The organism is Pseudomonas putida (assembly GCF_028682175.1).
GTDB classification, from domain to species: domain Bacteria; phylum Pseudomonadota; class Gammaproteobacteria; order Pseudomonadales; family Pseudomonadaceae; genus Aquipseudomonas; species Aquipseudomonas putida_AD.
In genome coordinates this window covers 58108-71080 of sequence record NZ_JANHKS010000009.1, presented here as the reverse complement: position 1 = coordinate 71080, position 12973 = coordinate 58108, and the positions used below count along the sequence as shown (strand labels likewise).

Annotated in this window: 10 protein-coding genes; 6 read left to right on the top strand and 4 right to left on the bottom strand. The window is 58.2% G+C overall.

Annotated elements, in window-relative coordinates:
* The 3 genes from yidD to rpmH are packed head-to-tail and all read right to left on the bottom strand — an operon-like array spanning position 1 to position 791.
* Positions 1-246 (bottom strand): membrane protein insertion efficiency factor YidD, encoded by a 246-nt coding sequence (yidD, locus tag NPS29_RS08960; protein ID WP_081564616.1) that lies wholly within the window; start codon positions 244-246, stop codon positions 1-3.
* Positions 239-640 (bottom strand): ribonuclease P protein component, encoded by a 402-nt coding sequence (gene rnpA, locus NPS29_RS08955; RefSeq protein WP_274132088.1) that lies wholly within the window; start codon positions 638-640, stop codon positions 239-241. The genes yidD and rnpA overlap by 8 nt, the downstream gene beginning before the upstream one ends.
* A gap of 16 nt (positions 641-656) precedes the next feature.
* Positions 657-791 (bottom strand): 50S ribosomal protein L34, encoded by a 135-nt coding sequence (rpmH, locus tag NPS29_RS08950; RefSeq protein ID WP_002551315.1) that lies wholly within the window; start codon positions 789-791, stop codon positions 657-659.
* 586 nt (positions 792-1377) lie between these two features.
* Here rpmH and dnaA point away from each other — a divergent pair.
* The 4 genes from dnaA to gyrB are packed head-to-tail and all read left to right on the top strand — an operon-like array spanning position 1378 to position 7598.
* Complete coding sequence (dnaA, locus tag NPS29_RS08945) at positions 1378-2919, top strand: chromosomal replication initiator protein DnaA (protein ID WP_274132087.1); 1542 nt, start codon at positions 1378-1380, stop codon at positions 2917-2919.
* A 35-nt stretch (positions 2920-2954) separates the two neighbouring features.
* Positions 2955-4058 carry a DNA polymerase III subunit beta gene (gene dnaN / locus NPS29_RS08940; protein WP_274132086.1) on the top strand — a complete coding sequence of 368 codons (1104 nt, stop codon included), beginning with the start codon at positions 2955-2957 and terminating at the stop codon, positions 4056-4058.
* Between the two features lie 14 nt (positions 4059-4072).
* Positions 4073-5176, top strand: a complete 1104-nt coding sequence (gene recF, locus NPS29_RS08935; RefSeq protein WP_274132084.1) for a DNA replication/repair protein RecF — start codon at positions 4073-4075, stop codon at positions 5174-5176.
* Positions 5177-5180: 4 nt separating this feature from the next.
* On the top strand, positions 5181-7598 hold the full coding sequence (gene gyrB, locus NPS29_RS08930) for a DNA topoisomerase (ATP-hydrolyzing) subunit B (protein WP_274132082.1): 2418 nt from the start codon (positions 5181-5183) through the stop codon (positions 7596-7598).
* Positions 7599-7653: 55 nt separating this feature from the next.
* On the opposite strand, the gene NPS29_RS08925 is transcribed toward gyrB, so the two are convergent.
* On the bottom strand, positions 7654-8874 hold the full coding sequence (locus tag NPS29_RS08925; RefSeq protein ID WP_274132081.1) for an acyltransferase family protein: 1221 nt from the start codon (positions 8872-8874) through the stop codon (positions 7654-7656).
* Positions 8875-9006: 132 nt separating this feature from the next.
* Here NPS29_RS08925 and NPS29_RS08920 point away from each other — a divergent pair, with 132 nt between their 5' ends.
* Together NPS29_RS08920 and NPS29_RS08915 are read left to right on the top strand one after the other, a co-directional pair.
* Positions 9007-11655, top strand: coding sequence for an MGH1-like glycoside hydrolase domain-containing protein (locus tag NPS29_RS08920; protein ID WP_274132080.1), 2649 nt, complete (start codon positions 9007-9009; stop codon positions 11653-11655).
* A gap of 49 nt (positions 11656-11704) precedes the next feature.
* The gene (locus NPS29_RS08915; protein WP_274132079.1) at positions 11705-12892 is read left to right on the top strand and encodes an MFS transporter; all 1188 of its coding nucleotides are present in this window, start codon (positions 11705-11707) and stop codon (positions 12890-12892) included.
* Positions 12893-12973: the final 81 nt, after the last annotated feature.

Below are 12973 nucleotides of genomic sequence, written 5' to 3'. Positions count from 1 at the left end.
TTACTCGGCCATCGAAGAGGAACGGGAGGTGGGTGCTGGTGGAACCGGGTCGAAACCACCGGGATTCCACGGGTGACAGCGACCTAAACGACGCAAGGTCAGCCAGCCGCCGCGTACCAGGCCATGATTTTCAATGGCTTCGTACGCATAGCAGGAGCAACTGGGGTAGAAACGACAGTGATTAGCCATCAGAGGACTAATGGCATAGCGGTAAAACTGGATCGGAACGAGCGCCAGTTTACGCATCAGGACTGTCTACCCCCGCAGTTTCGGATTTGACTTCCGGAGTGGGCCGGCTACGCGCCAGACGTTTCCAGAGCTTGCCGAAATGCTGAATCAATTCGGGGTTTTCAATATCACCCAAGCCTTTACGCGCGACGACGACGATATCCCAACCAATCAGATCATCCTGATTGTTGCGAAACGATTCGCGCATCAAGCGTTTCAGACGATTGCGCTCGACGGAGAGCTTGACGCTCTTCTTCCCGATCACGAGCCCCAGTCGGGCGTGATCAAGATCGTTGTTGCGCACAAGGAGCAGGAGATTCTTCCCCGGAACCTTGCCGGTTGGGGAGTCAAAGACTGCCTTGAAGTGTCGGGGTGTCAGCAGACGTTTTTCCCGACTGAAGTCTCGACTCACCACCTGTGCCGATTAATCAAACTGCCAGACGCTTACGGCCTTTGGCGCGACGACGCGACAGGACTGCACGGCCGTTTTTGGTAGCCATACGTGCACGGAAACCGTGGGTGCGGGCGCGCTTGATGGTGCTCGGTTGGAAAGTACGTTTCATGGTGTGTTACCTGGTTCGTCCACAACGGGCCGGAATGACCCCGTTTTAAGAGAGCGGGGATTCTAGAGAAAGCAAGCCCGCAGGTCAATTTCCAACCAGCGTTTCTCTCATTTACTTCTTATATGGGTATTGGACGGCATCACCCCGCCCGAACGGGCACACCGATCACCTAGACATAAAAATAAAGAAGGAAAGTATTTAAAGCTTTTCTGTAAAGCTTATAGAAGCTAGGCAAGCCATCTTCTGTGGATAACCTTATCAAGGCCTTATAAACCGCTGTGTACAGAGAATCACAACTCTGTCAGCAAGCGGTGTCGGACCTGTGCTGCGCTGTCGGAAAAGCTGTGCGTGGAATGTCTCTTTATCCACAGGCTGGTTATCCACAAATTTCAGGCCTGGGTTATACAAAGGGGTCATGGGCGGTTATCCACAGACCTCATGCAGATGCCATTGGTCGGTTTTCAACCCTATAAGATGTTGATTTTCAGGTGGGTGGGCGACACCTACATGTGGATAAGTCTGTTGTGGGTGGTTACAATGGGCGCTTGTTTTCGCCTCACCGGCTTTTGAAACGTAGGGGATATCCGTGTCAGTGGAACTTTGGCAGCAGTGCGTGGAGCTTTTGCGCGATGAGCTGCCTGCCCAGCAATTCAACACCTGGATCCGTCCGCTGCAGGTCGAAGCCGAAGGCGACGAATTGCGTGTCTATGCGCCTAACCGCTTCGTGCTCGACTGGGTAAACGAAAAGTACCTTGGCCGCCTGCTCGAACTGCTCGGTGAGCATGGACAGGGTGCTGCGCCTGCCCTTTCCTTATTAATAGGCAGCAAACGCAGCTCGGCCCCTCGTGCTGCGCCCAATGCTCCCCTGGCAGCAGCTGCCGCGGCCGCTGCAACACAGGCTGCCCAGAGTGCGGCGACTGCCAGCAATGGTGCCTCGGCCCCGGCACCTGCCTCGGTGTCTGCACCTGCGCCAGTCGTCCAGCAGTCACTGGATGTGGACGATGAGCCTTCGCGGGCGAGCTTCGACCCTATGGCCGGCGCCAGCAGCCAACAGGCTCCAGCCCGTGCCGAGCAGCGCAGCGTCCAGGTCGAGGGTGCCCTCAAGCACACCAGTTACCTGAACCGCACGTTCACCTTCGAGAACTTCGTCGAGGGTAAGTCCAACCAGCTGGCGCGCGCCGCTGCCTGGCAAGTGGCCGATAACCCCAAGCATGGCTATAACCCGCTGTTCCTTTATGGCGGTGTGGGCCTGGGTAAAACCCACTTGATGCACGCTGTGGGTAACCATCTTCTGAAGAAGAATCCGAATGCGAAGGTTGTGTACCTGCATTCGGAGCGCTTCGTTGCAGACATGGTCAAGGCGCTGCAGTTGAACGCGATCAACGAATTCAAGCGCTTCTACCGTTCGGTCGATGCGTTGCTGATCGACGACATCCAGTTCTTCGCCCGCAAGGAGCGTTCGCAGGAAGAGTTTTTCCACACCTTCAACGCGCTTCTGGAAGGTGGGCAGCAGGTCATCCTGACCAGTGACCGTTATCCGAAAGAGATCGAAGGTCTCGAGGAACGTCTGAAGTCGCGCTTCGGCTGGGGCCTGACGGTGGCGGTCGAGCCACCGGAACTGGAAACCCGGGTCGCGATTCTCATGAAGAAAGCCGACCAGGCGAAGGTCGAGCTCCCGCACGATGCGGCGTTCTTCATCGCGCAGCGCATTCGCTCCAACGTTCGTGAACTCGAAGGTGCCCTCAAGCGGGTCATCGCGCACTCTCACTTCATGGGCCGCGACATCACCATCGAGCTGATCCGCGAATCCTTGAAAGACCTGTTGGCGCTGCAGGACAAACTGGTCAGTGTGGATAACATTCAGCGAACTGTTGCCGAGTACTACAAGATCAAGATCTCCGACCTTCTGTCGAAACGTCGTTCGAGATCGGTTGCCCGTCCGCGTCAGGTCGCGATGGCGTTGTCCAAAGAATTGACCAACCACAGTCTGCCTGAAATCGGCGACGTGTTTGGCGGGCGAGATCACACCACGGTGCTGCACGCTTGCCGCAAAATCAACGAACTTAAAGAATCCGACGCGGACATCCGCGAGGACTACAAGAACCTGCTGCGTACTTTGACTACGTGATGCCGACGCAGCTTATCAAGGCAAGGGACTAGACCATGCATTTCACCATTCAACGCGAAGCCCTGTTGAAACCCCTGCAACTGGTCGCAGGCGTTGTAGAACGCCGCCAGACCTTGCCGGTTCTGTCTAACGTATTGCTGGTTGTCGAAGGCCAGCAGCTGTCCCTGACCGGTACCGACCTTGAGGTCGAGCTGGTCGGGCGCGTCCAGCTGGAAGAGCCTGCCGAGCCTGGCGAGATCACCGTGCCGGCGCGCAAGCTGATGGACATCTGCAAAAGCCTGCCAAACGATGCATTGATCGACGTCAAGGTCGACGAGCAGAAGCTGGTGGTCAAGGCCGGCCGCAGCCGTTTCACCCTTTCGACGCTGCCAGCCAACGACTTCCCGACTGTGGAAGAAGGCCCTGGCTCGCTGACGTTCAGCCTGGTTCAAAGCAAACTGCGCCGTTTGATCGAGCGCACCAGCTTTGCCATGGCTCAGCAGGATGTCCGTTACTACCTCAACGGCATGCTGATCGAAGTTCAGTCGGGCGTGCTGCGCGCCGTTGCCACCGACGGTCACCGTCTGGCGATGTGCTCGATGGCCGCTGAAATCGAACAGGCTGATCGTCATCAGGTCATCGTGCCGCGCAAGGGTATCCTTGAGCTGGCTCGCCTTCTGACCGAGCAGGACGGTCTGGTCAGCATCGTGTTGGGTCAACACCACATCCGTGCGACCACCGGCGAATTCACCTTCACCTCCAAACTGGTAGACGGCAAATTCCCGGACTACGAGCGTGTTCTGCCAAAAGGCGGCGACAAACTGGTGGTGGGTGATCGTCAGGCGCTGCGCGAAGCGTTCAGCCGCACTGCGATTCTTTCCAACGAGAAGTACCGCGGCATCCGCTTGCAGCTGGCCAACGGTCAACTGAAGATCCAGGCCAACAACCCTGAGCAGGAAGAGGCGGAAGAAGAAATCGGCGTTGATTACAACGGCAGCACACTGGAGATCGGCTTCAACGTGAGCTATCTGCTCGATGTGCTGGGCGTCATGACCACCGAGCAGGTGCGTCTGCTCCTGTCCGACTCCAACAGTAGTGCGCTGGTACAGGAATCGGGCAACGACGACTCGGCGTATGTTGTCATGCCGATGCGTCTGTAATCAGCAGAACCTAGATGTCTCTTAGCCGCGTCTCGGTCACCGGGGTGCGCAATCTGCACCCGGTGACCTTCTCCCCCTCTCCTCGTATCAATATCCTTTATGGCGCCAACGGCAGTGGTAAAACCAGTGTCCTGGAAGCCATTCACTTGCTTGGCTTGGCTCGCTCCTTCCGTAGCACTCGGTTGCAACCTGTCATCCAGTACGAACAGCCTGCTTGCACAGTCTTTGGCCAGGTCGAACTGGCCGAAGGTGGACACAGCAATCTCGGTATTTCACGAGACAGGCAAGGTGAGTTCCAGATTCGTATCGATGGCCAGAATGCCAAGAGCGCTGCGCAGCTCGCCGAAACGCTACCGCTGCAACTGATAAATCCCGACAGCTTTCGGCTGCTGGAGGGTGCCCCGAAAATCCGCAGGCAGTTTCTGGATTGGGGAGTGTTCCACGTGGAACCTCGATTCATGGCCACTTGGCAGCGTTTGCAGAAGGCGCTGAGGCAGCGAAACTCGTGGCTTCGGCATGGTACACTTGACGCCGCTTCGCAGGCGGCCTGGGATCGAGAGCTGTGCCTGGCCAGTGATGAAATCGATGAATTTCGTCGCGCTTATATCAAAGCGCTGAAACCTGTTTTTGAGCAAACGTTGAGTGAGCTGGTAGAGCTCGAAGGGCTTACCCTGAGTTACTACCGTGGCTGGGACAAGGAAAAAGACCTGAGCAGCGTGCTCGCCTCTTCTCTCTATCGTGACCAGCAGATGGGTCACACCCAAGCCGGACCGCAACGAGCGGATCTGCGACTCAGACTCGGTGGGCACAACGCGGCGGACATCTTGTCACGCGGCCAACAGAAGTTGGTGGTATGTGCCCTGCGTATTGCTCAAGGACATTTGGTCAGCCAGGCCCGTCGCGGGCAATGTATCTACCTCGTCGATGACCTTCCATCGGAGCTCGACGAGAACCACCGCAGCGCGCTGTGTCGCCTGCTGGAAGAATTACGCTGCCAGGTTTTTATCACCTGTGTAGATCATGAATTGTTGAGGGAAGGCTGGCAGACGGAAACGCCAGTTGCGGTGTTCCACGTGGAACACGGCAGTATCACCCAGACCCACGACCATCGGGAGTGAATGCATGAGCGAAAATCAAACGTACGACTCGTCCAGCATTAAGGTGCTGAAAGGACTTGATGCCGTACGCAAGCGTCCCGGTATGTACATCGGCGATACGGACGATGGCAGCGGTCTTCACCACATGGTGTTTGAGGTGGTGGATAACTCTATCGACGAAGCACTGGCCGGTTATTGCGACGACATCACAGTCATCATCCACCCGGACGAATCCATCACCGTGCGCGACAACGGCCGCGGCATTCCGGTCGATGTGCATAAAGAAGAAGGCGTTTCCGCAGCCGAGGTCATCATGACCGTGCTGCACGCCGGCGGTAAGTTCGACGACAACTCCTACAAAGTATCCGGCGGTCTGCACGGTGTAGGTGTTTCCGTGGTTAACGCACTGTCAGAAGAGTTGAACCTGACAGTGCGCCGCAGTGGCAAGATCTGGGAACAGACCTATGTTCACGGCGTTCCTCAGGAGCCCATGAAGATCGTCGGCGACAGTGACACTACCGGTACCGAGATCCACTTCAAACCCTCCGCTGAAACCTTCAAGAACATTCACTTCAGTTGGGACATCCTGGCCAAGCGCATTCGTGAACTGTCGTTCCTGAACTCCGGTGTGGGCATCGTTCTTCGCGACGAGCGCAGCGGCAAGGAAGAGCTCTTCAAATATGAAGGTGGTCTGCGTGCGTTCGTCGAATACCTGAACACCAACAAGACCCCGGTTAACCAGGTGTTCCACTTCAGCGTTCAGCGTGAAGATGGCGTGGGCGTGGAAATCGCCCTGCAGTGGAACGACAGCTTCAACGAAAACCTGCTGTGCTTCACCAACAACATTCCGCAGCGCGATGGCGGCACTCACCTGGTGGGCTTCCGCTCTGCGCTGACTCGCAACCTGAACAACTACATTGAACAGGAAGGTCTGGCCAAGAAGCACAAGGTTGCCACCACCGGTGACGACGCGCGTGAAGGCCTGACTGCGATCATCTCGGTCAAGGTGCCGGATCCGAAGTTCAGCTCGCAGACCAAGGACAAGCTGGTTTCTTCCGAAGTGAAGACCGCTGTCGAACAGGAGATGGGCAAGTACTTCTCCGACTTCCTGCTGGAGAATCCGAACGAAGCCAAGGCCGTTGTCGGCAAGATGATCGACGCTGCCCGCGCTCGTGAGGCTGCGCGTAAAGCGCGTGAGATGACTCGCCGCAAAGGCGCGCTGGATATCGCCGGCCTGCCAGGCAAACTGGCTGACTGCCAGGAGAAGGACCCTGCCCTCTCCGAACTGTACCTGGTCGAGGGTGACTCCGCTGGCGGTTCCGCCAAGCAGGGTCGTAACCGCAAGACCCAGGCCATCCTGCCGTTGAAGGGCAAGATCCTCAACGTCGAGAAAGCGCGCTTCGACAAGATGATTTCCTCGCAGGAAGTCGGCACGCTGATTACCGCGCTGGGCTGCGGCATCGGTCGCGAAGAGTACAACATCGACAAGCTGCGCTATCACAACATCATCATCATGACCGATGCTGACGTTGACGGTTCGCACATCCGCACCCTGCTGCTGACCTTCTTCTTCCGTCAGTTGCCGGAGCTGGTCGAGCGTGGCTACATCTACATCGCACAGCCGCCGCTGTACAAGGTCAAGAAAGGCAAGCAAGAGCAGTACATCAAAGACGACGACGCCATGGAAGAGTACATGACGCAGTCGGCCCTGGAAGATGCAAGCCTGCACCTGAACGAATCCGCGCCTGGTATTTCCGGTGCGGCGCTGGAGAAGCTGGTCAACGATTTCCGTATGGTCATGAAGACGCTCAAGCGTCTGTCGCGCCTGTACCCTCAGGAACTGACCGAGCACTTCGTCTACCTGCCGCCGGTTACGCTGGAGCAGTTGTCGAACCACACCGCCATGCAAGAGTGGCTGGCCAAGTTCGACGAGCGTCTGCGCAACGGCGAGAAGTCGGGCCTGGTCTACAAAGCCAGCCTGCGCGAAGACCGTGAACGTAACGTCTGGCTGCCAGAGGTCGAGCTGATCTCCCACGGCCTGTCCAACTACGTCACCTTCAACCGCGACTTCTTTGGCAGCAACGACTACAAGACCGTCACCGCCCTCGGTGCCCAGATCAGCACCCTGCTGGAGGAAGGCGCCTATGTACAACGTGGCGAGCGCAAGAAAGCCGTCACCGAGTTCAAGGAAGCGCTTGCCTGGCTGATGGCTGAAAGTACCAAGCGTCACACCATCCAGCGATACAAAGGTCTGGGCGAGATGAACCCGGATCAGCTGTGGGAAACCACGATGGACCCGACCGTGCGCCGCATGCTCAAAGTCACCATCGAAGACGCGATCGCTGCCGATCAGATCTTCAACACCCTGATGGGCGACGCTGTAGAACCTCGCCGCGACTTCATCGAAGCCAACGCACTGGCGGTGTCGAACCTGGACTTTTAAGGTTCACCCGCTGAAACAAAACCCCGGCCATGCAAATGACCGGGGTTTTTGTTTTTCAGACAGCGCCCTTTCTCAGGCCAACCCAGTACGCCTTGAGCCCATTCAAACGTCCGTTGAGGTAAGCGGCAAATGAATGTCGTCTGGCCATGGCCGGCTTCTCGACGAAGTGCCAGGAGAACATCGCCAGGATCAGCACGATGGGAAAGGCCAGCAGCATCATGCTGATGGGGCCGACTCCCTTGAGTTCATGGGCGAGGATTTCCTGCACAGGGAAGGCGTAGATATAGACGCCGTAGGAGTAATCACCCAGTTGGTTGTAGCGATCCACGAAAGAGTTCGTGGCGAAGCCGAGGTAGAAAATCAGCCAGCTCCAGGCCAGTACGAAGCACTCATAGAACCACGGCGTGCCGTATGTCCCTGCAGCCAAGGCGGCCAGTGGCAGCAGCCAGAGCAGGCGGTGCTGGACGTGCGCCCTGTATCGGTAGAGCGCCATGCCGATCACGAAAGGCAGGCTCCAGGTGAACAAGAACTGGGCACGGTGCATCTCGCTCACCAGGGTTGTGTGGGCGAGCAGGTATTTGAAGGCGACATAAGCGACTGCGTACACCAGCAGGAAACCGGCGAAGCGCGGACCGCGAGCATAGAAGGCGAACGCCCCCAGTGCACCGACCAGCACATACAGCGTGACCTCGTAGAAGAGCGTCCACAATGACCCGTTGATCCCAGGCCAAGGGTTATCCTGGAACACACCCGGCAACTGGAACTTCATGCTGAACAGCATCAGGTTATTGCTCAGGTAGCTATAAATTGCGCCCGAGCGGAAATATTCCACGGTGCCGAGTGTCGTAAAGATCGGGCCGAGCACAAAGACGCAGAGCACGAGTACCAAGGTTAACCCGGGGTAGATCCGCAGGAAGCGGGCCGCGAAAAAATCCAGCCCGGTGGGGGCTCGGTCACGGCTCAGCGAGATGAAGAAGCCCGAGACGCAAAAGAAGGTGATGACCGCCAGTTCACCCAGCGAGATGCCCAGCCATGAGGACAAGGGCTCGACCGCCGAGCTTCCCAGTGCCAGTGGATAACTGTGGGATATCAGCACGGCGGTGGCAGCGAGCATCCTGATCAGATTGAAGTTGTTGTTTCGCCTGCTAGCCAGATCACCCAATGTATTCATACCGCCTCCGCCCACGATCAGGGCTACAACGTGACGCTTCTCCTGCCGAACGATGCGCAATACTGAAGGAGTTACGAAATGTGTTTCGACGTTGAAACGATACACCCGGCTCATCATTCGTCTAATTGCCATAGGCAATGGACCCCTGAATAAGCTGCTTGCCAATAAATTGACCAGAACGGCTCCCCGATAGATTTTCCGTGGGGAACGATCAATAAGAAAATTCTGGAACTCACCATGTCTGCCGACACGCGTATCACAACACTGCAACAGACTGTGGAAGGCCAACGGCTGAAGGACAGTGCCGCTGAACAATGGCGGGAATGGGGACCGTATCTGAGCGACCGGCAATGGGGCACGGTGCGGGAGGATTACAGCGCCAGCGGTGATGCCTGGGATTTCTTTCCCCACGATCACGCCCGCAGCCGAACGTACCGCTGGGGTGAGGACGGGCTGGCCGGTTTTTCGGACAAGTCGCAGCACTGGTGCCTGGGCCTTGCGCTATGGAACGAGCGGGACCCGATCATGAAGGAGCGGCTCTTTGGCCTGAACAACGCCGAAGGCAATCACGGCGAAGATGTGAAGGAGCTGTATTTTCATGTCGATGGCGTACCGAGCCACGCCTACATGCGCATGCTGTACAAGTACCCTCATGCGGCATTTCCCTACGGCGACCTGGTTCAGGAAAACGCCCGCCGTGGCTTGAACGACCCCGAGTATGAAGTCCTCGACACGGGCGTGTTCAACGACAACCACTACTTCGATGTGAGCATCGAATACGCCAAGCACGCCCCCGATGACATCATCATGCGGGTGACGGTGCACAACCGCTCCGATCAGGCTGCTCGCCTGCATGTGTTGCCACAGCTATGGGCGCGGGATATCTGGAGCAGTAACGCGGAACAAAAGCGCCCTTCCCTCTCGCTGCAAGACGATCAGGTCCTGGCGCTGCATCCGGTCGAAGGTGCCAGGCACGTCACCGCATGGGGACACGCGCAACAACCTTGTCAGTGGTTGTTTTGCGACAACCGCACCAACACCCGCAAGCTTTTCAATTTGCCTGCCGAGGGACCTTTCAAGGATGGGATCAACGACTGGCTGGTAGCCGGCGATGAACTGGCAATCCGCCGGGATTCCGGGACCAAGGTCGCTGCTCATTTTCTCCTGGAACTCGAAGGCGGCGCGTCGCAGTGCGTGTATCTGCGATTCGCCCCGGCGGATTCCCCGCGGGTGAATGCCAAGGCGCTGTTCGAACAGCGCCGAGGTGAGGCGGACGAATTCTATGCCGCCCTGCAGCACAATCTATCGGACGCCGACGCCCGCAACGTTCAGAGGCAAGCATTGGCCGGCCTGTTGTGGTCCAAGCAGCTCTATTACTTCGATGTGAAAGCCTGGCTCGACGGTGACCCGGGTCAGCCGCCATTACCCAGGGAGCGTTCGCACATCCGCAACAGTCAGTGGCGGCACCTGTGCAATTTCGACATCGTATCCATGCCGGACAAATGGGAGTACCCCTGGTACGCCTCATGGGATCTGGCGTTTCAGGCGGTGGCCTTTGCACTGATCGATATCGGCTTCGCCAAGGACCAGTTACTGCTGTTGGTCAAAGACCGTTTCATGCACCCCAACGGCCAGCTTCCAGCATACGAATGGCGCTTCGACGACGCCAATCCGCCGGTACATGCCTGGGCGTCCTGGCGCGTGTACCAGATGGAAAAGGCGCAGACAGGCAAGGGCGATGTCGATTTCCTCGAGCGAGTTTTCCACAAGCTGCTGCTGAATTTTTCCTGGTGGGTCAACCGCAAGGATGCCGAAGGGCACAACATCTTCCAGGGAGGCTTTCTGGGTCTGGATAACATCGGCCTGTTCGACCGCTCTGCTGCCCTCGCCCCCGGCTACCAGCTCGACCAGGCCGACGGCACCGCCTGGGTTGCCGGTTACGCGCTGGACCTGATGCGCATTGCGCTGGAACTGGCGCAGCACAACGAGGTGTACGTCGACATCGCCGTGAAGTTTTTCGAACACTTCCTGTACATTGCCGGCGCGATCAACGAGGTCGACAAGGACGACGTGGAAGGGCTGTGGAACGATGACGACGGTTTCTTCTATGACGTTCTGCACCGCCCCGACGGGCTGCGTGAATCGGTGCGGCTCCGATCCTTCGTCGGGCTCATCCCGTTGTTCGCCGTGCGCGTGCTGGAACAGCGCGAGCATGAAGGCCTCAAGGGGCTGCGTGAACGCCTCCTGGGTTTTCTCCACCATCGCCCGGACCTGGCTGCTTTGATCTCGCGCTGGACCGAGACGGGCAAAGGCAACCGTCTGCTGCTGGCCCTGTTACGCGGCCAGCGTACCAAGGATCTCATCGCCCGCATGCTCGATGAGAGCGAGTTCCTCTCCCCTTACGGAGTTCGCTCCCTCTCGCGGTTTTACGGCGAGCAGCCGTTCAGCATGCAGATCAACGGCAACACCCTGTCTGCGGACTATGAGCCTGCCGAGTCGAATTCACGGTTGTTTGGCGGCAACTCCAATTGGCGCGGTCCGGTGTGGATGCCGCTCAACTACATGCTGATCGAGTCGCTGCGTGAGTTTCATCGCTACTACGACGAGAATTTCTCGGTGGAATACCCCAGTGGGTCGGGGTATCTGGCATCGCTCGAAGAAGTGGCTGACGGACTCAGCGCTCGCATAAACAGACTTTTCCTACGCGACGAGGAAGGAAACCGGCCGTCCATGGTGAGTTATCCACAGTTACAGATAGACCCGCAGAGCCGCGACCTGGTGCTGTTTCACGAGTACTTCCATGGCGAGAATGGCCGTGGCCTCGGTGCTTCACACCAGACCGGCTGGAGCGCGCTGGTTGCCCTGCTGTTGCAGCCAAAGGGATAAACTGCGCGATTGATTCACGCCACACCACGGGCCAAGGAGCTGTACCCGGATGTCGTTTCGCAAATACCAGAAAGTGCTGTCCATCCCTCGCGTTCTGCCCGCCACGCTGTTCATGTTCGTGGCAGGCATTCCGCTGACGGTCATGACCCTGACGCTGAGCCTGCACGTGCTCAACGACATGGGCCGCAGCTACTTTGATGCCGGGTTGGTCGGCACGGCCACCGCGCTGGGATTTGCCGTGGGTTCGCCCATGCTGGGGCGGATGATTGATCGCCACGGCCTGCGCCCGGTGATCGCCGTCAGTGGCGTGTTATCCACAATCGCCTGGTGCCTGCTGCCCGTGGTGAACTACCCGCTGTTTGTCACGTTCGCGTTTCTGGCAGGTGTGTCCACGGTGCCGACCGGCTCACTGGCGCGGCAGTTCGTGGCGAGTCTGGTCCCGCTGGATCAGCGCCGCCCCGCCTACACGCTGAACATGATGCTGACCGAGCTGTCGTTCGTGATCAGCCCGGCGGTGGCGATCCTGTTGATAACCACCTATTCGGCGTCGGCCATCCTTGTGGGTATTGGTGTCTGGCGGGCGCTGTCCTACATCGCGCTCTACGCACTGAACTGGCCTACACGCAGTGCGGATGAAATGACCAAGGATCCGGACCCGGTCCGGCCAAGTATCAGGACCTGGATGACACCCCAGTTGCTGGGCGTGCTGCTGGTGAGCGCCGGTGCCCTGTTCGTGGTGTTCGGCACCGAGCTTGCGTTGATCGCGGTACTGCGCACCAACGGTGAAGTGGCATTCACCGGCTACGTGATCGCGGCGATGGCCATGGCGTCAATCTGTGGGGGCTTCGTGCACGGCGCCGTTCACAGTTCCTGGTCGCAACTGCGCCTGGCGCTGACCATGAGCCTGTTGCTGTTGCCGGTGGTGTTCTTCGATGGGGTCTGGTGGTGGCTGATGCTGGCGTTACTGCCCAACAACCTGTTGTGCACGCCGACGCTGGCAGCAGGTTCCGAGGCGGTCGCCAAGCTCGCGCCTGCCAACGTGCGGGGCGAGGTGATGGGGTTGCATGATTCGGCCAACAGGCTCGGTCAGACGCTTTCCACGCCGCTTGTAGGGCTTGCGATTGACCACCTCTCCCCTGCGATGGGATTCGTCGCTGCGGGCTGTGGCGGGTTGGTGCTGGTGGGAATGGCAGCCCTTTGCAATCTGTGGATATCCAGGACTGCCAAGAGGGTGTAAAGGCACGATCGGTCCTGGCCCGGGAGGGCTCAAGACCGATGTTTTCAGAGAAGGTAAAGCGCCGTCAGAAAAAACTTATGC

Excerpts from the sequence above, each read along its gene's own strand:
- yidD (WP_081564616.1), bottom strand. The coding sequence starts at position 246 with ATGCGTAAACTGGCGCTCGTTCCGATCCAGTTTTACCGCTATGCCATT.
- rpmH (WP_002551315.1), bottom strand. The coding sequence starts at position 791 with ATGAAACGTACTTTCCAACCGAGCACCATCAAGCGCGCCCGCACCCAC.
- dnaN (WP_274132086.1), top strand. The coding sequence starts at position 2,955 with ATGCATTTCACCATTCAACGCGAAGCCCTGTTGAAACCCCTGCAACTG.
- recF (WP_274132084.1), top strand. The coding sequence starts at position 4,073 with ATGTCTCTTAGCCGCGTCTCGGTCACCGGGGTGCGCAATCTGCACCCG.
- gyrB (WP_274132082.1), top strand. The coding sequence starts at position 5,181 with ATGAGCGAAAATCAAACGTACGACTCGTCCAGCATTAAGGTGCTGAAA.
- NPS29_RS08920 (WP_274132080.1), top strand. The coding sequence starts at position 9,007 with ATGTCTGCCGACACGCGTATCACAACACTGCAACAGACTGTGGAAGGC.
- NPS29_RS08915 (WP_274132079.1), top strand. The coding sequence starts at position 11,705 with ATGTCGTTTCGCAAATACCAGAAAGTGCTGTCCATCCCTCGCGTTCTG.